Source organism: Xylophilus ampelinus (genome assembly GCF_003217575.1).
Taxonomy (GTDB): domain Bacteria; phylum Pseudomonadota; class Gammaproteobacteria; order Burkholderiales; family Burkholderiaceae_C; genus Xylophilus; species Xylophilus ampelinus.
Genome location: NZ_QJTC01000018.1, coordinates 53,096 through 78,618, shown reverse-complemented (window position 1 = coordinate 78,618; position 25,523 = coordinate 53,096). Strand labels below are relative to the sequence as shown.

25 protein-coding genes are annotated in these 25,523 nt (G+C 69.1%); 15 read left to right on the top strand and 10 right to left on the bottom strand.

The annotated features are described in order from the left end of the window. The first annotated feature begins 21 nt into the window (after positions 1 to 21). Positions 22 to 3,654, top strand: a complete 3,633-nt coding sequence (locus DFQ15_RS17570; protein WP_199399867.1) for a calcium-binding protein — start codon at positions 22 to 24, stop codon at positions 3,652 to 3,654. Between the two features lie 111 nt (positions 3,655 to 3,765). After that, positions 3,766 to 5,973, top strand: a complete 2,208-nt coding sequence (gene metG / locus DFQ15_RS12320) for a methionine--tRNA ligase (protein ID WP_110466262.1) — start codon at positions 3,766 to 3,768, stop codon at positions 5,971 to 5,973. Positions 5,974 to 6,004: 31 nt separating this feature from the next. On the opposite strand, the gene DFQ15_RS12315 is transcribed toward metG, so the two are convergent. Both DFQ15_RS12315 and DFQ15_RS12310 read right to left on the bottom strand, forming a co-directional pair. Then, on the bottom strand, positions 6,005 to 6,253 hold the full coding sequence (locus DFQ15_RS12315; protein ID WP_110466261.1) for a GlsB/YeaQ/YmgE family stress response membrane protein: 249 nt from the start codon (positions 6,251 to 6,253) through the stop codon (positions 6,005 to 6,007). A gap of 126 nt (positions 6,254 to 6,379) precedes the next feature. After that, positions 6,380 to 6,892 carry an outer membrane protein assembly factor BamE gene (locus DFQ15_RS12310; protein WP_110466260.1) on the bottom strand — a complete coding sequence of 171 codons (513 nt, stop codon included), beginning with the start codon at positions 6,890 to 6,892 and terminating at the stop codon, positions 6,380 to 6,382. Between the two features lie 132 nt (positions 6,893 to 7,024). Between DFQ15_RS12310 and DFQ15_RS12305 the strand changes: the two genes are divergently transcribed. From DFQ15_RS12305 to DFQ15_RS12265, 9 genes are all read left to right on the top strand, one after another. Beyond that, positions 7,025 to 7,237 carry a DUF3460 family protein gene (locus DFQ15_RS12305; RefSeq protein ID WP_110466259.1) on the top strand — a complete coding sequence of 71 codons (213 nt, stop codon included), beginning with the start codon at positions 7,025 to 7,027 and terminating at the stop codon, positions 7,235 to 7,237. Positions 7,238 to 7,352: 115 nt separating this feature from the next. Beyond that, positions 7,353 to 8,177, top strand: coding sequence for a segregation and condensation protein A (locus DFQ15_RS12300; RefSeq protein WP_199399869.1), 825 nt, complete (start codon positions 7,353 to 7,355; stop codon positions 8,175 to 8,177). Between the two features lie 123 nt (positions 8,178 to 8,300). Next, the gene (nadB, locus tag DFQ15_RS12295) at positions 8,301 to 9,899 is read left to right on the top strand and encodes an L-aspartate oxidase (RefSeq protein WP_110466257.1); all 1,599 of its coding nucleotides are present in this window, start codon (positions 8,301 to 8,303) and stop codon (positions 9,897 to 9,899) included. Further along, a complete protein-coding gene (gene bioA / locus DFQ15_RS12290; RefSeq protein ID WP_110466256.1) occupies positions 9,896 to 11,221 on the top strand; it encodes an adenosylmethionine--8-amino-7-oxononanoate transaminase in 1,326 nt (441 codons plus the stop codon). Before nadB ends, bioA begins: the two co-directional genes overlap by 4 nt. After that, positions 11,218 to 11,937: a dethiobiotin synthase gene (gene bioD, locus DFQ15_RS12285; protein ID WP_110466255.1), complete on the top strand. Its 720-nt coding sequence runs from the start codon at positions 11,218 to 11,220 to the stop codon at positions 11,935 to 11,937. Before bioA ends, bioD begins: the two co-directional genes overlap by 4 nt. Next, positions 11,934 to 13,211, top strand: coding sequence for an 8-amino-7-oxononanoate synthase (gene bioF / locus DFQ15_RS12280; protein WP_110466274.1), 1,278 nt, complete (start codon positions 11,934 to 11,936; stop codon positions 13,209 to 13,211). The genes bioD and bioF overlap by 4 nt, the downstream gene beginning before the upstream one ends. After that, entirely contained in the window at positions 13,208 to 13,846 is a 639-nt protein-coding gene (gene queE / locus DFQ15_RS12275) for a 7-carboxy-7-deazaguanine synthase (protein WP_110466254.1), read from the top strand. The genes bioF and queE overlap by 4 nt, the downstream gene beginning before the upstream one ends. A 57-nt stretch (positions 13,847 to 13,903) precedes the next feature. Next, positions 13,904 to 14,278 carry a 6-carboxytetrahydropterin synthase gene (locus DFQ15_RS12270; RefSeq protein ID WP_110466253.1) on the top strand — a complete coding sequence of 125 codons (375 nt, stop codon included), beginning with the start codon at positions 13,904 to 13,906 and terminating at the stop codon, positions 14,276 to 14,278. Positions 14,279 to 14,454: 176 nt separating this feature from the next. Continuing rightward, positions 14,455 to 14,823, top strand: coding sequence for a 5-carboxymethyl-2-hydroxymuconate Delta-isomerase (locus DFQ15_RS12265; RefSeq protein ID WP_110466252.1), 369 nt, complete (start codon positions 14,455 to 14,457; stop codon positions 14,821 to 14,823). Between the two features lie 48 nt (positions 14,824 to 14,871). Here the strand turns inward: DFQ15_RS12265 and pabB are convergent, their stop codons facing one another. The 4 genes from pabB to DFQ15_RS17875 form a co-directional block, all read right to left on the bottom strand. Next, positions 14,872 to 16,632 carry an aminodeoxychorismate synthase component I gene (gene pabB / locus DFQ15_RS12260; RefSeq protein WP_233504468.1) on the bottom strand — a complete coding sequence of 587 codons (1,761 nt, stop codon included), beginning with the start codon at positions 16,630 to 16,632 and terminating at the stop codon, positions 14,872 to 14,874. A gap of 53 nt (positions 16,633 to 16,685) precedes the next feature. Then, on the bottom strand, positions 16,686 to 16,967 hold the full coding sequence (locus DFQ15_RS12255) for a hypothetical protein (protein WP_110466250.1): 282 nt from the start codon (positions 16,965 to 16,967) through the stop codon (positions 16,686 to 16,688). Positions 16,968 to 17,264: 297 nt separating this feature from the next. Continuing rightward, complete coding sequence (gene nadA, locus DFQ15_RS12250; protein WP_110466249.1) at positions 17,265 to 18,392, bottom strand: quinolinate synthase NadA; 1,128 nt, start codon at positions 18,390 to 18,392, stop codon at positions 17,265 to 17,267. Then, positions 18,389 to 18,580, bottom strand: a complete 192-nt coding sequence (locus tag DFQ15_RS17875; RefSeq protein ID WP_233504464.1) for a hypothetical protein — start codon at positions 18,578 to 18,580, stop codon at positions 18,389 to 18,391. Before DFQ15_RS17875 ends, nadA begins: the two co-directional genes overlap by 4 nt. A gap of 272 nt (positions 18,581 to 18,852) precedes the next feature. Between DFQ15_RS17875 and panC the strand changes: the two genes are divergently transcribed. Then, the gene (gene panC, locus DFQ15_RS12240; protein ID WP_110466248.1) at positions 18,853 to 19,683 is read left to right on the top strand and encodes a pantoate--beta-alanine ligase; all 831 of its coding nucleotides are present in this window, start codon (positions 18,853 to 18,855) and stop codon (positions 19,681 to 19,683) included. Positions 19,684 to 19,856: 173 nt separating this feature from the next. On the opposite strand, the gene DFQ15_RS12235 is transcribed toward panC, so the two are convergent. From DFQ15_RS12235 to DFQ15_RS12220, 4 genes are all read right to left on the bottom strand, one after another. After that, entirely contained in the window at positions 19,857 to 20,861 is a 1,005-nt protein-coding gene (locus DFQ15_RS12235; RefSeq protein ID WP_110466247.1) for an NAD(P)H-dependent glycerol-3-phosphate dehydrogenase, read from the bottom strand. Between the two features lie 57 nt (positions 20,862 to 20,918). Continuing rightward, positions 20,919 to 21,392 carry a protein-export chaperone SecB gene (gene secB / locus DFQ15_RS12230; RefSeq protein WP_110466246.1) on the bottom strand — a complete coding sequence of 158 codons (474 nt, stop codon included), beginning with the start codon at positions 21,390 to 21,392 and terminating at the stop codon, positions 20,919 to 20,921. Positions 21,393 to 21,515: 123 nt separating this feature from the next. After that, positions 21,516 to 21,782 (bottom strand): glutaredoxin 3, encoded by a 267-nt coding sequence (gene grxC / locus DFQ15_RS12225; RefSeq protein ID WP_055834837.1) that lies wholly within the window; start codon positions 21,780 to 21,782, stop codon positions 21,516 to 21,518. 48 nt (positions 21,783 to 21,830) lie between these two features. After that, positions 21,831 to 22,238 carry a rhodanese-like domain-containing protein gene (locus DFQ15_RS12220; protein ID WP_110466245.1) on the bottom strand — a complete coding sequence of 136 codons (408 nt, stop codon included), beginning with the start codon at positions 22,236 to 22,238 and terminating at the stop codon, positions 21,831 to 21,833. Positions 22,239 to 22,355: 117 nt separating this feature from the next. Between DFQ15_RS12220 and gpmA the strand changes: the two genes are divergently transcribed. From gpmA to DFQ15_RS12205, 3 genes are all read left to right on the top strand, one after another. Beyond that, a complete protein-coding gene (gpmA, locus tag DFQ15_RS12215) occupies positions 22,356 to 23,099 on the top strand; it encodes a 2,3-diphosphoglycerate-dependent phosphoglycerate mutase (protein ID WP_110466244.1) in 744 nt (247 codons plus the stop codon). Positions 23,100 to 23,216: 117 nt separating this feature from the next. Next, on the top strand, positions 23,217 to 24,656 hold the full coding sequence (locus DFQ15_RS12210) for a S41 family peptidase (protein WP_110466243.1): 1,440 nt from the start codon (positions 23,217 to 23,219) through the stop codon (positions 24,654 to 24,656). A gap of 64 nt (positions 24,657 to 24,720) precedes the next feature. After that, entirely contained in the window at positions 24,721 to 25,488 is a 768-nt protein-coding gene (locus tag DFQ15_RS12205) for a HesA/MoeB/ThiF family protein (protein WP_110466242.1), read from the top strand. Positions 25,489 to 25,523 lie beyond the last annotated feature (35 nt).

Here is a 25,523-nt window from a genome sequence, read left to right as displayed (position 1 = left end):
ATTCATTACCAAAAATCAATCATGAACAATCTCACAGTTTCGCAACTGATATCGTACCGTGGTGCCATAAAATCTGGAGGCATGGACGCCGCTCGAACGGTGTACGCCGATCTGAATTCCCAGGGCTACCACTACGCAGGCTGGGCATTGGGCGTGGCCACCGGCAACAGCATCACGGGACAGTCGGCGCTGGATTATCTCAGCGGCACGGCCATGATCGGGCTCGGCGGGGATGCCTGTCGCAATCTGACGCCCGCGCAGGTCGACAATATCCGCATGGACATGGCGCTTGGATATATCAATAAATTGATTGGAATCGCAAAGAATGAAAATGGCATTTTGAGCCGCGATGTGAAATTCAAGGAAACTGCCGCTTTCCATAAAGAAGCCTTCGAAAAAAACCACCTCACCCTCGACAACTGGACGCTGAACGTCCCGATGGAGATCATCCGCCGCCAGCGAGGCGACCAGGCGGTGGAGGACGCCTGGGCCCGCATCCGGGATTCAGGCGGCAGCGGCATCGATGCGCTGATGGTCAGCGCCGGGCTGGCCAATACCGTGGGGCATGCGAGCGTATCGCCGGATGCGGCTCTCCGGAAGATGGCGCAAGACTGGATCGACCAGGTGCCGGGCGTGGCGAACTGGGCCCAGATGGGGCGCTTCGCCAACGCGGTGTCGAACGCATGGTCCGGCACGCTGGGCGATTGGGGCCGCACGATGGCGCGGACCGTCAATGACCTTTTCAACGCCGCCCGCGGCTGGACCCCACCCCGCGACCCCCTGGTGCTGGACCTGGACGGCGACGGCATCGAAGCGGTGGGGATCGACCCGGCCCACCCGATCCTGTTCGACCACGACGGCGACGGCACCAGGAACGCGACCGGCTGGATCGGCCCGGACGACGGCTTCGTGGTGCTGGACCGCAACGGCAACGGGGCCATCGATTCGGGCCGCGAGCTGTTCGGCGACCAGACCTTGAAGCCCGATACCGGCGACGGGCAGGCGCACACCTATGCCAACGGCTACGAGGCCCTGGCCGCGCAGGACGCCAATGGCGACGGCGCGATCGATGCCAACGACGCGGTGTATGCGCAGCTGCGGATCTGGAAGGACACGAACCAGGACGGTATCAGCCAGGCGGGCGAGCTGCATACCTTGGCGGATATGGGGGTCGCCAGCATCAATGTGGCGGGCCAGGCCAGCACGGTGGACCTGGGCCATGGCAATACGCAGCCCTGGACCGGCAGTTTCACCCGCACCGACGGCAGCCGGGGCACGAGCGGGGTGGCGGAGGTGTCGGGCAGTCTGCTGTTGGCGAGCAATAACTTTTATCGGAAGTTTTCCGACGATCCGGCCGTGACGGCGGCGGCGGCGGCTTTGCCGCAGGTGGGGGGCAGCGGCTGGGTGCGGGATTTGCAGCAGGCGATGAGCCTGCCCGGGGACAAGGCGGCGGTGCTGCGTGAGAAGGTGGCGCTGTATGCGGCGGCCACGACGCGCGATGCGCAAATGGCGTTGCTGGATGGTGTGATCAGCGCATGGGCCGATACGGCGAAGCGGGTGCCGGGCAGTGCGGACCGGTTGCAGTCAGGTTCCAATTTCCGGACGGATTTCGGCTTTATCACGGACGATCCCGGATTTGAAAGGACCTTTGGTGCTGCCTTGGATGCGCAGCATCTGGACTGGCGGAGTGTTTCTGGCGCGCCTTCGGTCCGGGCGGATGCTCTGGGCAAAATGCTCATGGGTGCCGGCCTGATCAAAGGCTATTTCTTCGGCGGCGCAGGAGGGAACCTGGGTCAAAATGAATTTTCTACCTGGTCGGTGAGCGCTGCCGATAAATTCCTCCAGAACCGTCCGGAGGTGGCTGCACTCGAAGCATTCAACGGCGATACGGTGCTGGACCGGTTCGTGGCTGCCAGTTCGATGGGCAATACCACCGGTGTAGATGGCTATGCGGTTTTCTTGCCCGAACCGGTCAACAAGCTTCTCGGGCAAGCGTATGCGTCGCTGCGGGAGGGTGTCTATGGCGCGCTCGTCTCCCAAACCCGGTTGAAGCCTTACCTCGATACGGTTAGTTTAGTGGTCGACGAGAAAGGAATTTCTTTCGACACCTCCGCACTGGCCTCCATGCTGGAAACCCACAGGGCGGCCAACGCGCGCGATGCCCTGCTGGATCTGGTCGATCTCGACCGTTACGAAAACGCCACTTTGACAGCAGTGGGCTTCGACGGACTGGGCACGCTTGCGCAGTGGACCGAGCGTCTGTCCGCGGACTCTTCCTTGCGGGCGGAACTCTCCAGTTTGAATATTTACCTGGAAGGCACCGACACCGGCTCCGACAAGGGCGATATTTATCTGGGCGGCGGCAACGACAGTTTTTCCGCGGGCGCGGGGGATGACAGCTTGCGGGGCGCGGAAGGTGCCGACACTCTCTACGGCGGCGCGGGCAACGACGTGATTTTGGGGGGCGTTGGCAACGACTACCTGAGCGGCGAGGACGGCAACGACACGCTCGACGGCGGCGCGGGCAACGACTACCTCGGCGGCGGCTCCGGCAGCGACACCTACCTGTTCGGCAAGGGCTCGGGACAGGACACGGTCTACAACTACGACTCGTACGCGCTCGGCACCGATGCCGATACCGTACAGCTCGGCGAGGGCATCGGCATCGCCGATGTCGTTCTCGCGCGGTCCGGCGACGACCTGGTCATTTCCTTGAAGGGCACAGACGACCGGCTCGACATCCAGAGCTACTTCGATCAGGACGCCACCACCGGCTGCGCGTTCGAGAACCTTCGCTTCGACGACGGCACGGTGTGGGACACCGCCACGATCGTGGCCAAGTTTTTGACGGGCACTGCTACTGCAGACACCATCACCGCCACCAGAGCGGCCGACACCATCACCGGCTTGGGCGGCAACGACACCATCTACGGGCGCGATGGCGACGACAGCATCGATGGCGGCGCGGACGACGACACGCTGTTCGGTGGCACAGGAGACGACACCCTTATCGGCGGCGCCGGCGACGACAGCCTGACCGGTTGCACCGGCAACAACGTCTACCTGTTCGGCAGGGGCGATGGCCAGGACATCGTCCAGGGTTACTACGACGAGACGGCCGCCAAACTCAACACGATCAGGTTCAAGAGCGGCGTGGCGCCCTCGGAAGTGAACGTCCAGCGCATTTACGATTCGGGCTACGAGAGCTTGGTGCTGTCGATCGCCGGCACCACCGACAAGGTGACGGTGCGCTACTTCTTCAACGGCAACGATCCCGCCAACAAGTCCAATCCCGTCCAGCAGGTCGCGTTCGACGACGGCACCGTCTGGGGCCTAGCCGACATCCAGGCCAAGCTCGACACCCCCCAACAGACCCTCGGCAGCACCCAGATGAGCGCTGCAAGCGCCGACATCACCGCATCGAACGCTTTGGTGCACGACAGCTCGCTCGTCATCGCGAGCTTGCTGCCGTACCGGGAGGACGCCGCCTGGGCGGGTGCTGCGCCGCAGCCCTACCCCGCTTTTTCCAGCACGGCATTGCTGATCGAGGCCATGGCGGCGTTCAACCCGGCTCCCGCGGCCGATACGGCCGGCATGCCGTACCTGGAGAAACCGCCGTACGCACAGCTGGCGGCCGGCGCTTACCTGTCCTGAGGGCGCGACAACCCGAACTGCCGCGGGCGCCAGGGGGCGGGCGGCGAACGGCATCCTAAAATCGCGGGCCCGCCCTTCTGCGGCGCGCCCTTGCCCGAAAGCCGATTCCCGATGCCGTCTCCTGCCCGCACCCTTTTTGTCACCACCGCCCTGCCGTACGCCAACGGCAATTTCCACATCGGCCACATCATGGAGTACATCCAGGCCGACATCTGGGTGCGGTTCCAGCGGATGCAGGGCGCGGCGGTGAACTTCGTCGGGGCCGACGACGCCCACGGCGCGCCGATCATGATCGCGGCCGAAAAAGCGGGCAAGACGCCGCAGCGGTTCGTGGCCGACATCGCGGCCGGCCGCAAGCCCTATCTCGACGGCTTCCACATCGCCTTCGACAACTGGCACAGCACCGACGCGCCCGAGAACCACCAGCTGGCCCAGGCCATCTACCGCGACCTGAAGGCCGCGGGCCTGATCGAGACGCGCACCATCGAGCAGTTCTTCGACCCCGAGAAGAACATGTTCCTGCCCGACCGGTACATCTTGGGCGAATGCCCCAAGTGCCACGCCAAGGACCAGTACGGCGACAACTGCGAGGTCTGCGGCACGGTGTATGCGCCGACCGACCTGATCGCGCCCTATTCGGCCCTCTCGGGCACGCCGCCGGTGCTCGAGCATTCGGAGCATTTCTTCTTCAAACTGTCGGACCCGCGCTGCGTCGAATTTCTGGAGCAATGGACGCAGAACGGCACGCACGTGCAGCCCGAGGTGGCCAACAAGGTCAAGGAGTGGTTCACCGTGCGGACCAACCCCGACGGCAGCACCAGCGAGGGCCTGGGCGACTGGGACATCAGCCGCGACGCGCCCTACTTCGGCATCGAGATACCCGACGCGCCGGGCAAGTACTTCTACGTCTGGCTGGACGCGCCGGTCGGCTACCTGGCCTCGCTCAAGAACCTGCTGGAAAAACGCGGCGAGGACTACGACGCCTACATGGCCGACCCGGCGCTGGAGCAGGTGCATTTCATCGGCAAGGACATCGTCACCTTCCATACCCTGTTCTGGCCGGCGATGCTCGAGTTCAGCGGCCGCAAGACGCCCGACAAGATCTGCGTGCACGGCTTCCTCACCGTCAACAACGGCGAGAAGATGAGCAAGAGCCGCGGCACCGGCCTGGACCCGCTCAAGTACCTGTCGCTGGGCATGAACCCCGAATGGCTGCGCTACTACCTGGCCGCCAAGCTCAACGGCCGCAACGAGGACATCGACTTCAACCCGGCCGATTTCATGGCGCGGGTCAACAGCGACCTGGTGGGCAAATACGTGAATATTGCCAGTCGTGCAGCCGGATTTATTCACAAAAAGTTCGAAGGAAAGCTAGCGACTACGCCAATATTCGATCAAGCCTTGCTGTATGCAAAAACCAAGGGGCAAAACGGCGAAGCGAACGTAGATATTCAATCGCACGAAGCTCAGCAGAATCAGTCTGTCTTGGCACAAATGCTAGCCGACGCCGCCGAGTCTTCGAGTGCCGAGTACGAAGTCCGAAACACTGCAGCTGCAGCCCGGCACATCATGGCAGCAGCCGACCAGGTAAATGCTTATGTTGACCTAAGCAAGCCGTGGCTGTTAGCCAAAGACTCTGCAAATGACGCACTGCTACACGAGGTGTGCAGCGTAGTGATTCAGGCCTTCCGCATTCTGACTCTCTGCCTCAAGCCGATCCTGCCCGCAATTGCAGATCAGGCTGAGCAGTTTTTAAGAATTACGCCTTTGGAATGGAAGGACGTTTGGGAAACTCTTCCTGCAGGCCACGCCATCGGCACCTACCAGCACCTGATGCAGCGGGTCGACATCAAGCAGCTCGATGCATTGTTCGAGGCACCAGCCCTAGCGGAAAGCCGACGAGACGCTATCGAAACCGTAGCAACCGCCTCACAGCATCCCGGCGGCGAGCCGATCGCCCCGACGATCACCATCGACGACTTCGCGAAGATCGACCTGCGCATCGCCAGGATCGTCGCCTGCCAGGCGGTGGAAGGCTCGAAGAAGCTGTTGCAGCTGACGCTCGACGTCGGCGAATCCGGCGCCGACGGCCGGCCCACCACCCGCAACGTCCTCAGCGGCATCGCCTCGGCCTACCGGCCGGAGCAGCTGGTGGGCAAGCTGACGGTGGTGGTCGCCAACCTGGCGCCGCGCAAGATGAAGTTCGGCCTCAGCGAAGGCATGGTGCTGGCCGCGAGCCACGGCGACGAGAAGGCCCACACCGGCATCCATGTGCTGGAGCCATGGCAGGGTGCCGCGCCGGGCATGCGGGTGCGGTGAGCGCCAGCCGCACCCGGCCCGGAAGCGCCGCTCAGCGCTTTTTGGCGACCAGGTTGTAGAGCACCAGCAGCACGATGGCGCCGACGATGGATGCGATCCAGCCGGCCGGCTCGCCGACCGCGTACCAGCCCATGGCCTGGCCGACATAGCCCGCCAGGAACGAACCGGCGACACCCAGGATGATCGTCATGATCCAGCCCATGGCGTCCTTGCCGGGCTTGATGGCCCGTGCGATGAGACCGACGATCAGGCCGACGAGGATGGTTCCGATGATGGACATGGGGTTTTTCCCTAAAGTGATGGCCGGCAGACATTGCCGATGCGGTGGTTATAGGGATGGCCGGTGGCGGACGTGTGACCCGGTGTAAGCGAACCGGGGCGCCGCCTCCACCCGCTCGCAGGCCCTTTAGCCGGCGCGCTGCGCCTCCGACCGCGGATCGACCTGGCTGCCGCTGCGCAGCAGCCGCCCGTCGGCGCCGAAGGTGGCGCTGAACACCATCGAGGTGTTGGGCGGCGCCAGGTAGCGCCACTCCCACACCGTCTCGGTGGTGCGCGAAAACGGCGTCTCCTGCATCGGCCGGCCGAGCAGGCGGCGCACCTCCAGCGCCGGCATGCCGGGCTGCAGGCGGGCGAAGTTGGCGGGCGTCAGCACCTGGCGCAGGTCGCGCATCCTGCCGTCGGTGCCGACGGTGATCATGTAGTTGCGCAAGCCCGCCGGCTGGCGGTTGTACTCGAAGGTGCGGGCGCCGTCGGCCTCGGGCCAGATGCGCTCGGGCTCGCCGAAGGCGCGACGCACGTCGGCCTCGGTCGCCACGCCCTCCTCCAGCGACTCGATGCGCTGCGGGTCGCAGCCCGCCAGGGCGGCCAGCAAAAGACAAGCGGCGGCGGCGCGGGTGGTCCATCGGATGAAGGCGTGCATGGGTCTCCTGGGTGCGAAAGAAGGCGGCGGCGCGCGGGTGGCCACCCCCTCGATCATGCGGCACCGGGCGCCACCGGTAAAATACCCGTCCGGCCCCTGCCGGCCCCTCCCCCTTCTGCCGAGTGTTCCACAATGCCCTTCTTCAACCGCGCGCACTACACCTCCGACACCACCCGGTTCATCGACCAGCTGAAAAAAGACAACCCGGCGATCGAAGAAGGCCAGCGTGCCGGCCGTGCCCTGCTGTGGGACAAGAAGGTCGATCGCGACGCCTGGCAGGACTACGACGCGGGCGACGTGGCGCAGAAGCCCTACGTCTACCAGACGGACGCCAGCAAATTCTGAGTGAAAAGCAGCTGCAGCCGGCGATCCGCGCCGACTTCCAGCTATTTTTTTATAGCAAACCAGCATGCAGGAGACAGCGCGGGCCGTGCCCCCCGAAGACGCCCCGCAAGCGGGCATGGGCCTGGACCCGGCGGGCGGCCTGTCGCCCGAGGTGATCGACCAGGTGGCGTTGGCCCGGCTCTACGGCGAGCCGCTGTTCGCGCTGCCGACCGATCTCTACATACCGCCCGATGCGCTCGAGGTCTTTCTGGAAGCGTTCGAGGGCCCGCTGGACCTGCTGCTCTACCTGATCCGCAAGCAGAACTTCAACATCCTCGACATCCCGATGGCCGGCCTCACCCGGCAATACCTGAGCTACGTCGACGAGGTGCGCACCCGCAACTTGGAGCTGGCGGCCGAGTACCTGCTGATGGCCGCGATGCTGATCGAGATCAAGTCGCGGATGCTGATGCCGCCCAAGAAGGCGGCCGAGGGCCAGGAGCCCGAGGACCCGCGCGCCGAGCTGGTCCGCCGCCTGCTGGAGTACGAGCAGACCAAGCTGGCCGCCGCCGCGATCAACGCCCTGCCCCAGGCGGGCCGCGATTTCCTGAAGGCCCAGGTACACGTCGAGCAAAGCCTGCAGACGCGTTTTCCCGATGTGGACGTGGGCGATCTGCAATCCGTCTGGCGCGACATATTGCGCCGCGCCAAGCTGGTCCAGCACCACAAGATCACCCGCGAGGAACTGAGCGTGCGCGAGTACATGAGCATGGTGCTGAAGACCCTGCAGGGCCGGCGCTTCGTGGAGTTCGAAGAACTGTTCCAGCCCGAGAAAGGCTCGACCGTGCTGGTGGTGACATTCATCGCGCTGCTGGAGCTGGCCAAGGAAACGTTGGTGGAGATCACCCAGGCCGAGGCGTTCGCGCCGATCTATGTACGGCTCGCCTACACACCGGCTTGACGCGCCCCCGGGCCGCGCGCTTCGCGCCCTCGTCGCCCCCCCTCGCGGGCGACGCCGGGGGACGGGCGAAGCCGGCTCCCGGGTGTTCCGGAAAAACTGCAGCGACTTTCGAGATTGAACGGGATGCACGACCATTTTGATGTCCTCATCGTCGGCAGCGGGCTGGCGGGGCTGTCGGCGGCGCTGCACTTGGCGCCGCGGCACCGGGTGGCGCTGCTGACCAAAGAGCGGCTGGGCGCGGGGGCGAGCGGCTGGGCGCAGGGGGGGATCGCGGCGGTGCTGGCGGCAGGCGACAGCGTCGAGCAGCATCTGCAGGACACGCTGGTCGCGGGCGCCGGCCTGTGCGATGCGGCGGCGGTGCGCCGGGTGGTCGAAGGGGCGCCCGCCGCGATCGCCTGGCTGCAGCGGCTGGGCGTGCCCTTCTCGCAGGAAGACGGCGTGCTGCACCTGACGCGCGAAGGCGGTCACGGCCAGCGCCGCATCGTGCACGTGGCCGACGCCACCGGCGCGGCGGTGCAGCAGGCCCTGGTGGCCGCGGTGCGGGCCACGCCGGGCATCGCGGTGTTCGAGGACCATGTGCTCGTCGATCTGGTCACCCGAGGCGCGGGTGATCTGCGCCGTTGCGGCGGCCTGCAGGCGCTCGACACCGCCACCGGCACGGTGCGCACCTTCGCCGCCGGTCAGGTGGTGCTGGCCACCGGCGGCGCGGGCCAGGTCTACCTGCACACCACCAGCCCGGGCTGCGCCACCGGCGACGGCATCGCCTGCGCCTGGCGCGCGGGCTGCCGCGTGGCCAACCTGGAGTTCATGCAGTTCCACCCTACCGCCCTGCACCATCCGCAGGCCCGGTCCTTCCTGATCAGCGAGGCGGTGCGCGGCGAAGGCGGCCGGCTGCTGCTGCCCGACGGCACCCGCTTCATGCCCGCGCACGACCCGCGGGCCGAGCTGGCGCCCCGCGATATCGTGGCCCGCGCCATCGACCACGAGATGCAGCGGCACGGCCTCGACTGCGTGTACCTCGACACCTCGCACCGGAGCCCCGCCTTCCTGCAGGCCCACTTCCCCACCATCCTGGCGCGCTGCGCCGCGCTGGGCATCGACATCACCCGGCAGCCGATCCCGGTGGTGCCGGCCGCCCACTACACCTGCGGCGGCGTGCAGACCGACCTCTGCGGCCGCACCGACCTCGCCGGCCTCTACGCCATCGGCGAAACCGCCTGCACCGGCCTGCACGGCGCCAACCGGTTGGCCAGCAACTCGCTGGTCGAATGCATGGTCTTCGCCCGAGCCGCCGCGCACGCCATCGATGCCGCGCCGGCCCGGCCGCCGGCCGCGATCGCATCCCGGCACGGCTCGAACGCCCCGGATGCCGGCGCTGGCGGCCCCCTCGCCCACCACCGGGACGCGTTGCGCCGCTGCATGTGGCACGACGTTGGCATCGTGCGCAGCCGCCCGCGTCTGGCGCGCGCGGCCGACCGCATCGCGCAACTCTCCGCCGAGATCGACGCTGCCCATGCCCACCGTGCCCCGAGCCGCGATCTGCTCGAGCTGCGCAACCTGGTGCAGGTGGCCGACCTGATCGTGCGCTCGGCCCAGGCGCGCCGCGAAAGCCGCGGCCTGCACTACAGCGTCGACGATCCCGCCACCGCCGAGATCGCCCTGCCTACCGTCCTCGCACCGCACGACCGCGGTGCCCCGACCGCCCCTTCCGGATCCGCATGACCACCGACACCCTCGCAGCCCGCAGCCTCGCCAGCGTCTGGCACCCGTGCACCCAGATGAAGCGGCACGAGGCCGATCCGCCGGTGGCGATCGACCGTGCGAAGGGGCCTTGGCTGCACGGCACCGACGGACGGCGCTATCTGGACGGCATCAGCTCGTGGTGGGTCAACCTGTTCGGCCACGGCCATCCGCATATCCAGGCGGCGCTGGCCGACCAGCTGGCGCGGCTCGACCATGTGATGCTGGCCGGCTTCACCCATGCGCCGGTGGTGGAGCTGTCGGAGCGCCTGGGCGCTCTCACCGGCCTGGGCCACGCCTTCTACGGCAGCGACGGTGCCACCGCCACCGAGATCGCGCTGAAGATGAGCGCCCACCACTGGCGCAACGCCGGGCAGCCGGCCAAGAGCCGCTTCGTCGGCCTGGCCGGCGGCTACCACGGCGAGACGGTGGGCGCGCTGGCCGTGACCGACATCGCCCTGTTCCGCGAGGCCTACGCCCCCCTGGTGCGCCTGGCCGCCACCGTGCCCAGCCCCGACGCGCGCGGCGCCCTGCCCGGCGAAAGCGCCGCCGACGTGGCCCGGCGCGCGGCCGATGCGCTGGCGCACTGGCTGGCCGAGCACCACGCCACCACCGCCGCCCTGATCGTCGAGCCGCTGGTGCAGTGCGCCGCCGGCATGGCGATGCACGACGCCGACTACCTGCGCCGGGCCCGCGCGCTGTGCGACCGTTACCGGGTGCACCTGGTGGTCGACGAGATCGCCACCGGCTTCGGCCGCACCGGCACGATGTTCGCGCACCAGCAGGCGGGCATCCGACCCGATTTCGTCTGCCTGTCGAAGGGCCTGACCGGCGGCACGCTGCCGCTGTCGGCGGTGCTCACGACCGACGCGGTGTACGCCGCCTTCTACGACGACGACGTGGCGCGCGGCTTCCTGCATTCGCACTCCTACACCGGCAATCCGCTGGCCTGCCGCGCGGCCCTGGCCACGCTGGAGCTGTTCGAACGGCTCGATCCGCTGGCGCACAACCCGGCGCTGGCGCGGCGCATCGACGCGGCCTGCGCGCCGATCGCGCGGCACCCCCGGGTGCGCCACGCCCGCCGGCGGGGCATGGTCTGGGCCTGGGACCTGCAGACCACCCTGCCCGACTTCTCCCGCCGCTACCACCGCCACGCGATGGCGCGCGGCCTGGTGCTGCGGCCGATCGGCACCACGCTCTACGCGATGCCGCCCTATGTGCTCGACGACGAGGCGGTGCAGCACCTGGGCGACGCCGCCTTCGCCGCGCTCGAAGCGACGCTCGCCGAGGAAACCGCACCATGACCGACGCATCGACCCCGGAAGCCGAGGCCGCGCCGCGGCCGAGGTTCGCCTGCTTCGTCACCGGCACCGACACCGGCGTAGGCAAGACGCTGGCCTCGGCCGGCCTGCTGCATGCGCTGGCGCGGCACCATGCGCGCGTCGTCGGGATGAAGCCGATCGCGGCCGGCGCCGAGCCGCACGGCGGCGTTTGGGCCAACGACGACGTGCTGGCCCTGCGCGCCGCCTCCACCCTGGCAGTGCCGGCCGCGCTCGACAATCCGGTGCTGCTGCCCGATCCGCTCTCGCCCCACATCGCCGCCCGGCGCGCCGGCACGCGGATCGACATCGCCCACATCGTGCGCAGCTACCGTGCGCTGGCGGCGATGGCCGACGCGGTGGTGGTCGAAGGCGCGGGCGGCTTCCACGTACCGCTGTCCGATACCGACACCGGTGCCGACCTGGCCCGGGCGCTCGGCCTGCCGGTGGTGCTGGTGGTGGGCATGCGCCTGGGCTGCCTGAACCACGCCGCGCTCACCGCCGACGCGGTGCGCGCGCGGGGCCTGCCGCTGGCCGGCTGGATCGCCAACCGGATCGATCCGCTGATGCTGGCACCGGACGACAACCTGCGCTGGCTCGCGCAGCGGCTGCGCGCACCGCTGCTGGCCGACATTCCCCACCAGGCCGCGCCCGACATCCGCGCCCTTCACTTCGACCTTCCCGCCGCATGGACCGCATGACCGCCAGCCCATCCTCCTGCCCCTCATCCTGGCTCGACGAGTTTCCCGCGCGTATCGCCGCGCTCGACGCGGCCCACCTGCGCCGCACCCGCCGCACCGTGGTGCCGCAAAACGGTGCGCACCTGGTGGTCGACGGCGTGCCGATGCTCGGCTTCTGCAGCAACGACTACCTGGGCCTGGCCTGTCATCCTGCGCTGGCCGAGGCCGCCTGCGACGGTGCCCGCACCTTCGGCGTGGGCGCCGGCGCATCGCCGCTGGTCAGCGGCCACAGCGCGGCCAATGCGGCGCTCGAAGCCGATCTGGCCCGCTTCGTCGGCCTGCCGCGCGCGCTGTATTTCTACGCCGGCTACGCCACCAACATCGGCATCGTGCCGGCGCTGGTGGGCGAAGGCGACGCGCTGTTCTCCGATGCGCTCAACCACGCCTGCCTGATCGACGGCGCCCGCCTGTCGCGCGCCCGCATCCACCGCTATCCGCACGCCGATCTGGCCGCGCTCGACGCGGCGCTGGCCGCCAGCCCCGCATGCCGCAAGCTGGTGATCACCGACGCGGTGTTCAGCATGGACGGCGACGTGGCCGACATCCGCGCCCTGCTGGCGCTGTGCGAGCGCCACGACGCCCTGCTGCTGCTCGACGACGCGCACGGCTTCGGCGTGCTCGGCCCGCAGGGTCGCGGCGCGCTGGCAGAGGCCGGCCTGACCGGCGCGCAGGCCTCGCGCCGCGTGCTCTACATGGCCACGCTGGGCAAGGCCGCGGGCGTGTCAGGCGCCTTCGTCGCCGGCGACGGGTCCCTTGTCGAATGGCTGCTGCAGAAGACGCGCAGCTACATCTTCGCCACCGCCGCGCCGCCGCTGCTGGCACGCGCGCTGCAGGCCAGCCTGGCGCTGATCGAAGCCGAAGACGGGCGGCGCACCCACCTCGCCCGAATGGTGCAACGGTTGCGCGACGGTCTGGCGCCCCTGCTGCACGGCACCGGGTGGTACCTGGGCGCTTCGCGCACTCCGGTGCAGGCGGTGGTGATCGGCGCCAACGACGAGGCCCTGGCCGCGATGGAAGGCCTACGGCAGCGCGGCCTGTGGGTGCCGGCGATCCGCCCGCCCACCGTGCCCGAGGGCACCGCACGGCTGCGCATCGCGCTCTCGGCCGCGCACACCGAAGCCGACGTCGACCGGCTGCTGCAGGCCCTCGCCGCACTCGCGCCCGCACCCTCCGCAACGCCCCACCCCGCACCGCCGGCGCACCGCGTGCAGCCCTCGATCGAAAACACCCGATGAGCTACGCCGTCAAGGAAATCTTCTACACCCTGCAGGGCGAAGGCGGCCAGGCCGGCACGCCGGCGGTGTTCTGCCGCTTCGCCGGCTGCAACCTCTGGAGCGGCCGCGAGCAGGACCGCGACACCGCCGTCTGCCGCTTCTGCGACACCGATTTCGTCGGCACCGACGGCACGCTGGGCGGCAAATTCGCCACCCCCGAGGCCCTGGCCGCGCAGATCGCCGCCCTCTGGCCCGCGCACGACCGTGGCCACAGACTGGTGGTGCTGACCGGCGGCGAGCCCCTGCTGCAGATCGATGCGGCCCTGGTCGATGCGCTGCATGCGCAGGACTTCCGCATCGCGGTGGAGAGCAACGGCACCTTGGCCGCGCCCGAGGGCATCGACTGGCTCTGCATCAGCCCCAAGGCCGGCGCACCTTGGGTGCAGACGCGTGGCCAGGAGCTGAAGCTGGTCTGGCCGCAACCGGGCTTCGACCTGGAGGTGCTGGAATCGCGGACCGATTTCCGGCACCGCTTCCTGCAGCCGATGGACGGCCCCGACCAGGCCGCCAACATCGAACGCTGCATCGCGACCTGCCTGGCGCGGCCCGCCTGGCGCCTGAGCCTGCAGACGCACAAGCTCACCGGGATTCGCTGAAAATCCGCTTCCCTTCCGCCTTCTTTCCGTGTCCGCTCTCGCCGCGCCGTCGCCTCAATGCAGTTCACCGTCCACCAGCGCTTCTTCTTCGAAGCCGCCCACACCCTGCAGCGCGCGATCGACGCCGCCGGCAGCCGCCGTATCCACGGCCACACCTACCATGCCGAAGTCGCGGTGCGCGGCCCGCGCGATCCGCGAACGGGAATGGTGGTCGACCTGGGCCACCTGCGCGCCAAGCTGCAGGGCGTACGCGACCAGCTCGACCACCACCTGCTCGACGAGGTACCCGGCCTGGGCACGCCGACGCTGGAGAATCTGTGCTTGTTCATCGCCCGTGCGCTGGCCGACCTGCAGCCGGTGCCGAGCCAGGTGCGCGTCTGGCGCGACGCGATGGGCGATGCCTGCACACTCGACCTGGTACCCGGCGCCTGAGAAGGTGTGAGAGGACCTGCTGCGCGGCCCGATTGCGCGCCTGTGGTCCCCACCGTACCGCACAGTACGGTTGCGGTCCTCGCCGCACACTCGGGCCGCTCGCTACGGTTCTTTCACACCTTCTGAGCCGGACGAACCGCGACCGACCTACCCTTCCCCCATCCCCGGAGACCGCCATGCCCCACCTGACCCTCGAATACACCCGCAACCTCGACGGCTTGCCCGTCGGCGACACGCTGCTGGCCTTGAACGAAGCCCTGTTCGAGAGCGGCGAAGTCCAGGCCGAATCCGACCTGAAATCCCGCGCCATCGCCCTCGACGCGGTCCGGATCGGCATCGCCGGCGGCGCCTGCGGCTTCGTGCATGCGCAGCTTCGCCTGCTGGCCGGCCGCACGCCCGAGGCCAAGAAGGCCCTGGCCGAGCGCATCGCCGTCGTCCTGCGCGCCCGCACCCCGCGCCCGGCCGGCATGATGGTCCAGCTGAGCGTCGAGGTCGTCGACATGGATCGCGACTCCTACGTCAAGGAAAAGCTGCCGCAGGCCTGACAGGCGCCGGTCGATCCGCCATGGCCGCGCCGTCGCACCGCGACGCCCTCACACCCGCAGCGACGCCTCCACCCACCCCCGCAGGCTGTTGAGGAAAGCCCAGGCCCGTACCTGCGGCACCGCGTCCCGCGGCAGTACTGCCTCCACGACCCGCCCCTGCCGCAAGGCCAGCGTGCGCCCCACGCCCGGCAACAGCCCGCAGCCCAGCGCCGGCGTGATCCAGCGGCCATCCGGCAGCAGCGCGGCGATGTTGCCGCGGGTGCATTCGGTGATCTCGCCCTCGGCGTTCCACAGCAGCGTGTCGAACACGCCTTCCTCCGTCGGCGCGAAGGCGTCGTAGTGCGCGCGCCGGGTCGTCTTGTGCCGCACGAACTCGCCGTGCGCCTCTTCCAGCGGCCGGTCGGCCAGCCGCAACAGCACCGGCCCGGCCGCGGGCACCAGCGCCCAGGCCTCGGCGCGCGGGGTGCCGGTGCTGTCGAGCAGCAACCGCGCGCGCCACAGGCCCTGCGGATGCGCGGCGGCCAGTGCGTCCAGGCAGGCACCGACGCGGCCGGCATCCCACGCGTGGCCGAAATGCGCCGCGCTGCCCGCGAGCCGCGCCAGGTGCTCGCTCCGGTGCCGCAGCACGCCGCCGTCGAGCGCCAGGGTTTCGAGCAGATCGAACGGCGCGCTGGCCCGGACCAGGAAGGCGCCTTTGTGGCGCCACTCGTCCCACTCGGCCTGCGCCTGCGAGCCGAAGGTGATGCCGCTGCCGACACCACTGGTTGCCGAGCGCCCGCGCAGCGTCACCGTGCGGATCGGCACGTTGAAGGTGGCCGCGACGCCGCCCTCTCCGTCGGGCCGCACCACGCCCACCGCGCCGCAGTACACGCCGCGCGGCGCCGGCTCCAGCGCGCGGATCGCCCGCATCGCCCGCACCTTGGGCGCGCCGGTGATCGAGCCGCAGGGGAACAGCGCGCCGAATACATCGGCCAGCGTGGTGCCGGCGCGGGTGCGGGCCTCGACGTCGGAGGTCATCTGCCAGACCGCCGGCAGCGGCTCGGTGTGGAACAGCGACGGCACCCGCACGCTGTGCGGCTCGGCGATGCGGGAAATATCGTTGCGCAGCAGGTCCACGACCATCACGTTCTCGGCCCGCTCCTTGGGCGAGGCGCGCAGCGCGGCGGCCTGCGCCGCATCCGCCTCCGGCGTGGCGCCGCGCGGGGCGGTGCCCTTCATCGGCCGGGCCAGCAGGCGGCCGCCGCGCCATTCGAAGAACAGCTCGGGCGAGACCGACAGCACCTGCTCGTCGCCGGTGTCGATGCAGGCCGCATAGCCGCCGGGCTGGGCCCGCTGCAGCGCGGCGAAGAGCGCCTGCGCGGCGGCCGCGCCCCCCTCCCCGGCCAGGCGGCCGGCCCGCTGCGCGGTGTAGTTGACCTGGTAGAACTCGCCGGCGGCGATGGACGCGTGGAGCTGCGCCAGCGCGCCGTCGAAAGCCCGGCGGTCCGGCTGCGTGTGCCAGTCGATCGTGGGCGCGTCGGCGGCGAGGGCGGCCGCATCGTCCGGCCACGGCAGGGGCGTGTCGAACACACCGAACCAGGCCAGCGGCCCGTCGGCCGCGTGGCTGACCAGCGCGGCGTCGAACGCGCCGGCGGCCTCGTAGCGCAGGTAACCCAGGCACCATGCGCCCCCGCGGGCGGCAGCCTCGACCGCGTCGAGCACCCCGCGCACCTCGTCGTGCGCACGCGCGACCCAGAGGGCGCGCGGCGTGCCGAACGCATGGCGCAGCCGCGGCGCGGTGCGGTCGCGCGGGTCGGAGAAGTCGATCAACGCACCACGCGGCCGATGCACCTCCGGCACGCCGGCGACAACGTTTCCAACCCTCACGACAGGCCCCGGCCGCATCCATGCACAGGATGGGTGTCGAAGCCGCGGTCCCGATAGCGCCGCTTCTCGTTCAGGATGCGCGCGTGCTGCACCGTGGCTTGGCCGTGGCGTGGGCCGCTGCGAATCCAGATACGTCCGTCGAAGCGCACAGGCGGCGCGTCTGCGGGCCAGACCGTGCCCACCGCCATGTCATGCCCCTTCGAACTGTGCCGGGCCGCGGTCATGGTGGGGGGAGGAATGATTTTTCCTTCGGTCTTGATGTCGGCGGGCGTCGACAACAGTTGATCGGTGACGCCGAAGGTGTCTCCGTGGGGTTGCCATCGTCCTTGGCACCCACGAACTGCACGCCGGGTCGCCCATGGTTGGGCGGATCGTTCGCAAAGGCACAGATGGCCTGCCGTCCTTGTCGGGTGCGCTGCCGCTCCGGCTTTCCTTGCGTTCGGCGCGGTCGCTTTCCGTCTCGTTCAGCAGCGCTGTGAGTTCTTGATCGGTCGAAGGGTTCATCGTGCGAATTCCGGTTGCTCGGAGAGGCTGGCGGGCGGTGGGGACGGTCCCGGGCCGCGCGACAGCGTCTTTCAGGCGGCGCCGATATGCGGCACCAGCGCACCCGCGGCCTGCCCGCCTTTCAGGGCCGCAGTGAAGGCCAGCATGCGGTCGATCGGCCGGCGCGCCCCGGGGATCAACGCGGCGTCGACGTGTACCGCGTTCGCGCCCGTCTCCAGCACCCGGGCCAGGTCGGCCAGACCGTTCATCGCCATCCAGGGGCAGTGCGCGCAACTTTTACAGGTGGCGCCACTGCCGGCCGTGGGCGCCTCGAAAAATGTCTTGCCGGGGTTCTGGGCGCGCAGCTTGTGCATCATGCCGTTGTCGGTGGCGACGATGAATTCGCGCGCCTCCATCTCGCGCGCGGCTTTCAGGATCGCGCTGGTGGAGCCCACCGCATCGGCCAGGGCGATCACGTCGGCGGGGCTCTCGGGATGCACCAGCACCCGGGCCTGGGGATGCTCGGCCTTCAGCGCCTCCAGCTCGAAAGCCTTGAACTCGTCGTGCACGACGCAGGCACCGTTCCAGAACAGCATGTCGGCACCGGTCTCGCGCTGGATGTAGGCGCCCAGGTGCCGATCGGGCGCCCACAGGATCCTGTGGCCGGCGGCATGCAGCGCGCGCACGATCTCCAGCGCGCATCCCGAGGTGACGAGCCAGTCGGCACGCGCCTTCACCGCCGCACTGGTGTTGGCATAGACGACCACGGTGCGGTCGGGATGCGCATCGCAGAAAGCGCCGAAGGCGTCGACAGGGCAGCCCAGGTCGAGCGAGCAGGTGGCGTCCAGATCGGGCATCAGAACGGTTTTGTCGGGCGAGAGTATCTTGGCCGTTTCTCCCATGAAGCGCACGCCCGAGACGACCAGCGTCTGCGCTGCATGATCGCGGCCGAAGCGCGCCATTTCGAGCGAATCGCTGACCAGACCACCGGTTTCCTCGGCCAGGTCCTGCAGGTCAGGATGCACGTAGTAATGCGACACCATGACCGCGTTCTTTTCCTGCAGCAGTCGGCGGATGCGGTCTTTCAGCGCGGCGCGCGTGGCCGGTGCCGGCTCGGGAGGCACGCGAGCCCAGGCATGGCGGGTGGCGCAGGCGGCGCTTTCGGCCTGCGCCAGGGGCTGTTCGTATTCGACCGCGATACAGGAAGGGCTGGTGTTCATGGGGTTCGGAGAAAACGCATCGAGAAATCGACGGCCTTCAGGTCCTTGATGAGGGCAACGACCGAGAGGCGGTCGACACCGGTTGCGGTCAGGTCGCTGACGCCCACGTTTTTGCGCGGGGCACGCGCCACGTCGGCCCGGGCCTGCTCCGCGATGCGAGCCGAGGAGAAATCGAAGGGATTCGTCATGGCTGTGCAGGATAACGGCAGCGCGGGGCATCCTGCGGCATGCGTGCTACATTGCGCGCCATTTCGCGTACCCGACCCCGACCGGGCACACATTCATTCCTTCGCTTTCTGCGGGTGCCTCGGCCATGGAGCATGTCGGGTCCGCAGGATGCGCCCGGCATCGCCGACGCCTTCGCCGCCGATGTGCGGACGGTGAAGGACGGCAGCTTTTCCGACGACCTGCCGCACGCTTGGCTGCGCCCGCTGCCGTCCTTCGAAGAAAGACAGACCCGATGCACATCGCCCGCACCCTCGAAGACCTGCGCGCCCGGCTGGCGCCGCTCGGCGGCGTCGCCTTCGTGCCCACCATGGGCAACCTGCACGAGGGCCACATCGCCCTGGTGCGCCAGGCGCGCCACCACGGCCGGGCGGTGGTCGCCAGCATCTTCGTCAACCGGCTGCAGTTCCTGCCGCACGAGGACTTCGACACCTATCCCCGCACCTGGGAATCCGATTGCGCCCAGCTGCGGGCGGCCGGCTGCGACCTGCTTTTCGCCCCCGACGAACAAGCGCTCTACCCCGAGCCGCAGACCTGCAAGGTGTACCCCGACCCCGCGGTGGCCGACATCCTGGAGGGCCTCTTTCGCCCCGGCTTCTTCACCGGCGTCTGCACCGTGGTGGCCAAGCTCTTTCACTGCGTGCAGCCGCGCGCCGCGCTGTTCGGCCGCAAGGACTACCAGCAGGTGATGGTGGTGCGACACATGGTGCGGCAGCTGGCCATGCCGGTGGAGGTCGTCGCCTGCGACACGGTGCGGGCAGCCGACGGCCTGGCGCTGTCGTCTCGCAACGGCTACCTGTCGGCCGCCGAGCGGGCCGAGGCGGTGCAGCTCTCGGTCGTGCTGCGCGGCATGGCAGATGCGGTGCGGACCGGCGAGCGGGATCTCGCGGCGATCGAGCGGCGCGCCACCGAGACACTGGCCGCGCGCGGCTGGCAGCCCGACTACCTGGCACTGCGCCGCCGCAGCGACCTGCTGACGCCCCTGCCGGGCGACGCACTGGTGGCGCTGGGCGCGGCCCGGCTGGGCAGCACGCGGCTGATCGACAATCTCGAGATCGACACCTGAGCCGGCGAAGGCGCCGGGCGACCGCCTCGGGTAGCGCAACTGGGAGTACCCCTATTCGATGCGTCTGCTACTTTTTTGATAGCTAGTGGCCGGCGTCACATGACGGCTACGGACCTGTTCGTGAATGAACAGGGCATGGACGGCGCTTCCACCGCCAGCCTCAGCCGCCAGCCTCAGCCGCCCACCTCGTCAGCCGGCCCCCGCCCCATCAGCGCGGCCACCACCTCGTCGGCCCGCGCCTGCCCGTCGAGCAGCGCGACCACGCCCTCGGCGATCGGCATCTCCACCCCCACGGCCCGGGCCCGCTGCACGACGGTGCGGGCGCAGTACACGCCTTCGGCCACATGGCCCAGCGAATCGACCGCCTGCTGCAGCGTGCGGCCCTCGGCCAGCAGCAGGCCGACGCGGCGGTTGCGGCTCAGGTTGCCGGTGGCGGTCAGCACCAGGTCGCCCATACCCGACAGGCCCATGAAGGTGTCGGCCCGCGCACCCAGCGCCAGGCCCAGGCGGGTCATCTCGGCCAGGCCGCGGGTGACCAGGGCGGCACGGGCGTTGAGGCCCAGCTGCAGGCCGTCGCACAGGCCCGTCGCGATCGCCAGCACGTTCTTCACCGCGCCGCCGACCTCGACGCCCGGCACGTCGTCGTTGGCGTAGACGCGCAGCGCCGGGCCGTGGAAGGCGTCCACCAGCGCGGCGCGCACCCCGGCATCGGCGCTGGCCGCGACCAGGGCCGTCGGCTGGCCGCGCGCCACCTCCAGCGCGAAGCTGGGGCCGCTGAGGGCGCCGGCGCGCAACCCTGGTGCCGCCCGGGCGCAGATTTCGTGGGGAAGCAGGCCGGGGGCGCCGTCGCGGCCGGGCTCGAAGCCCTTGCAAAGCCACGCCACCGGCCCGGCGTGGCCGACCAGCGGTGCGAGCATGCCGCGCAGCGCGGCGATCGGGGTGGCGATCACCACCAGGTCGGCCTGCGCGACGAACGGCGCCGCCGGGCCCGCACACACGGCCAGCGCGGCCGGCAAGGGCACATCGGGCAGGTAGCGGCGGTTCTGGCCGTCGGCGACCAGCGCGGCGGCGGCCACCGGGTCGCGCACCGACAGGGTGACGGCGTTCTCGGCAGAGCCGGCGGCCGCCACGGCGACCGCCGTGCCCCAGGCGCCCGCGCCCATCACTACGATTTTCATAGCATCGGGTCCATACCGAATAACGGCTCGCGCCCGATTCGATGCGAGATCTTCGGCTTACTGCGGCAGGCCGCCCTGTTCACCGGCGGTGGCGGCGAGCTGCTGCTGCTCGTACATCGACTGGAAATTGAGCTCGGCCAGGTGCACCGGCGGGAAGCCGCCGCGCTGGATGATGTCGGCCACGTTGCCGCGCAGGTACGGGTAGACGATCTGCGGGCAGGCGATGCCCAGGATCTGGCCGACCTGGTCGTCGGGCAGGTTGCGGATTTCGAAGATGCCGGCCTGCTTGGCCTCGACCAGGAACACGGTCTTCTCCTTGATCTTGGTCTGCACGGTGGCGGTGACGCTCACCTCGAAGATGCCTTCGGCCACCGGCTGCGCGTCCACCCCGAGCTGGATATCGACGCTGGGCTGCTCCTGCTCCAGCAGGATCGCGGGCGAATTGGGCTGCTCGAGCGACACGTCCTTGAGGTAGATGCGCTGAATCTGGAACACGGGGTCCTGCTGGACGGTTTCGGGGGCTTCGGCCATGGTGGTCAGTCGGTGCGAAAGGTCAAAACAAAGCCTGCCGGGGAAGGTCCCGCAGCAGGCGCTGGACGGTGATTATCGCTGGCGGCCGGGTCGCGTCCGTGCGCGTGCCCGGCGCGGCCGATGTCAGGCGGGCGTGCCGGCCAGCAACGGTGCCAGGGCACCGCGGCCGTCGAGGCTGATCAGATCGTCGCAGCCGCCCACGTGGGTGTCGCCCACGTAGATCTGCGGCACGGTGCGGCGGCCGGTGCGCTCCATCATGGCGCTGCGGGCGGCGGGGTCGGCGTCGATGCGGATCTCGGTGATCGCCTCGACGCCCTTGGACTTCAGGATCTGCTTGGCGCGGATGCAGTAGGGGCAAACGGCCGTGGTGTACATCGTGACAGGTTGCATGGGGCTCGCGGGAAGGTGGTAAAGGTGCCTGGCGCCTGAGCGCGCGAATCAGGCCTTGTCGACCGGCAGGTTAGCTTCTTTCCACGCCTTGAGCCCGCCCGCCATCACTTGGGCCTGCTCGTAGCCGAGTTTTTTGGCGGTGGCCAGCGCCCGGTTGGCGCGGCCGCCGGTGGGGCAGACCAGGATCACCGGAACCGCCTTGTTCTTGACGACGGCCGGCAGGCGCGTCTCCAGGTCGGCCAGCGGGACGTTCTTGGCGCCGCCCGCGTGCTGAAGGGCGAACTCTTCGGTCTCGCTGACGTCGATCAGCACAGCCTTCTCGCGGTTGATCAGCTGCACCGCACGGGCGGGCGTCAGGTTGCCGGCACCGGCGCCCTTGACCAGCGGCCACAGCAGCAGGCCACCCGAGGCGATGGCGATGAGAAAAAGCGACCAGTTGTCGATGATGAATTTCACAGGGTTCCTTGGGATGCCGGAAGGTCGGCGAGGCACGGCCCGCGATTTTAGAATGGCGGGCTGCATGCGCATCGCCAATCCCCTGCCGGCGCTTCCCACCCCACCGAAAGGCACCCCTTGTACAAGCTCGTCCTGATCCGCCACGGCGAATCCACCTGGAACCTCGAGAACCGCTTCACAGGCTGGACCGACGTCGACCTGACGCCCACCGGCGTCGAGCAGGCCAAGCAGGCCGGCCGCCTGCTGAAGGCCGAGGGCTACGACTTCGACGTGGCCTACACCAGCGTGCTCAAGCGCGCCACCCGCACCCTGTGGCACACCCTCGACGAGATGGACCGCACCTGGCTGCCGGTGGTGCACAGCTGGCGCCTGAACGAGCGCCACTACGGCGACCTGCAGGGCCTGAACAAGGCCGACATGGCCAAGCAGTACGGCGACGCCCAGGTGCTGGTGTGGCGCCGCAGCTACGACACCCCGCCGCCGCCGCTCGCCCCGAACGACCCTCGCGGCGAGAGCGGCGACCGCCGCTACGACAAGCTCCAGCCCGGCCAGCTGCCCCTGACCGAATGCCTGAAGGACACCGTCGAGCGGGTCCTGCCCTTCTGGAACGAGGCGATGGCCCCGGCGATCCGCGCCGGCAAGCGGATCGTGGTGGCGGCGCACGGCAACTCGATCCGTGCGCTGGTCAAGTACCTCGACGACGTGTCCGAGAGCGACATCGTCGGGCTCAACATTCCCAACGGCATTCCGCTGGTGTATGAACTGGATGCGGGCCTGAAGCCGCTGCGCCATTACTATCTGGGCGATGCGGAAGCGGCCGCCCGCGCAGCCGCCGCGATGGCCGCCCAGGGCAAGGGCTGATCAGGAAGCGGGCCGCTGCCGCCGGCGCATGTCCCCGGCGCATCCTGTGGCAAGTACGGAACCCTTTCGGCCCAAGTGCTTCCAACGTGTATATTGATTCGGCTTACTAAAGGTTGTATGGGCCAAAAACTGAGAATCGCTGGCTGGATTTCCGTGGGCGTGTTCGCCGGTGCGCTGACCACGGTGTCCCTGCAGACCGTGGCGCGCAGTGCCATGAGCCCCCTGCCGCTCGAGGAACTGCAGCAGCTGGCTGCGGTTTTCGGCATGGTCAAGACCGACTACGTCGAGCCGGTCGACGACAAGAAACTGATCACCGACGCCATCTCCGGCATGGTGGCCAGCCTCGATCCGCATTCGCAGTACTTCGACAAGAAGACCTTCAAAGAATTCCGCGAAGGCACCTCGGGCCGCTTCGTGGGCGTCGGCATCGAGATCACGCAGGAAGACGGCCTGATCAAGGTCGTCTCGCCGATCGAAGGCTCCCCCGCCTTCCGTGCCGGCATCAAGACCAACGACCTGATCACCAAGATCGACGAGACGGCCGTCAAGGGCCTGGCCCTCAACGACGCGGTCAAGCGCATGCGCGGCGAGCCCGGCACCAAGGTCACCCTGACCATGTTCCGCAAGGACGAATCGCGCACCTTCCCGGTCACCATCACACGCGAAGAAATCCGCACCCAGTCGGTCCGCGGCAAGGTGGTCGAGCCGGGCTACGCCTGGCTGCGGCTTTCGCAGTTCCAGGACCGCACGGTCGACGACTTCGTCGCCAAGATCGACGAGATCTACAAGCAGGAACCCAACCTGAAGGGCCTGGTGCTGGACCTGCGCAACGACCCGGGCGGCCTGCTCGACTCGGCCGTGGCCGTGTCCGCCGCCTTCCTGCCGGCCGACGTGACGGTGGTCACCACCAACGGCCAGTTGGCCGAGAGCAAGTCGACCTACAAGGCGTCGCCCGAGTTCTACGTGCGCCGCTCCGGCCCCGACCCGCTGCGCAGCCTGCCGGCCGCGATCAAGACGGTGCCGATCGTGGTGCTGGTCAACGAAGGATCGGCCTCGGCCAGCGAGATCGTCGCCGGCGCGCTGCAGGACCACAAGCGCGCCACCATCATGGGCAGCCAGACCTTCGGCAAGGGCTCGGTGCAGACGGTGCGTCCGCTCGGCCCCGACACCGGCCTGAAGATCACCACCGCCCGCTACTACACCCCGAGCGGCAAGTCGATACAGGCGACCGGCATCGTGCCGGACGTGATGGTCGACGAGACGCTGGAAGGCAACCTGTTCGCCGCCCTGCGCACCCGCGAGGCCGACCTGGAAAAGCACCTCAACAGCGGCCAGGGCGAAGAGAAGAAGGACGAAGCCCGCGAGAAGGCCCGAGAGGAAGCCCGCAAGCGCCTCGAAGCCGAGACCGAGGCCCGCAAGACGCCGCCGCGTCCGCCGGAATTCGGCACCGACAAGGACTTCCAGTTGGCGCAGGCGCTCAATCGCCTCAAGGGCCAGCCCGTCGTCGCCAGCAAGACCCTGACGGTCGAGCGCAAGGACGAGAAGAAAGACAACTGACCCCGACGCCGCACGCGGCGCCACGCCCCGCCGGCGCCTCCCGCCGGGCGGGGCTTTTTTTCGCATGGACGACAGCACCCTCCTCCGCTATTCCCGCCAAATCCTGCTCGACGAGATCGGCATCGAGGGCCAGCAGGCGATCGGCCGGGCCCGCGTGCTGATCATCGGCGCCGGAGGGCTCGGCTGCGCGGCGGCGCTGTACCTGGCCGCCGCGGGCGTCGGAACGCTGGCGGTGGCGGACGACGACGTGGTCGACCTGACCAACCTGCAGCGGCAGATCGGCCACACGGCGGATCGGATAGGCCAACGCAAGGTCGAATCGCTGCAGCAGGCGGTGGCGGGCGTGAATCCGATGGCGAGGTTCCTCGCCATCGGCGCCCGGGCCGACGGCGCCTTGCTCGACGCGGAAGTCGCCCGGGCGGACGTGGTGCTCGACTGCACCGACAACTTCTCGACCCGGCACGCGATCAACGCGGCCTGCGTCGCGCACCGGAAGCCGCTGGTCTCGGGCTCCGCGCTGCGCTTCGACGGCCAAATGGCCACTTACCATCCCAGCGCGGGCAGCGACGCACCCTGCTATGCCTGCCTGTTCCCGCCCGACGCCCGGGTCGGCGAAGCGGATTGCGCGACGATGGGCGTCTTCGCGCCGCTGGTGGGCATGGTCGGCACCGCCCAGGCGGCCGATGCACTGCTGGTGCTGCTGGGCCGTGGCCGGGCACTGCCGAAGCGGCTGCGCATGCTGGACGGCCTGCACATGGAATGGACAGACATCCGGACGGCCTGCGATCCCCAATGCCCGGTCTGCGGGCCCACACGGCGCGCAGCCGGCTGATCGAGGCGGCTTCGGTTTTCTCGGCGCTTGTCCGT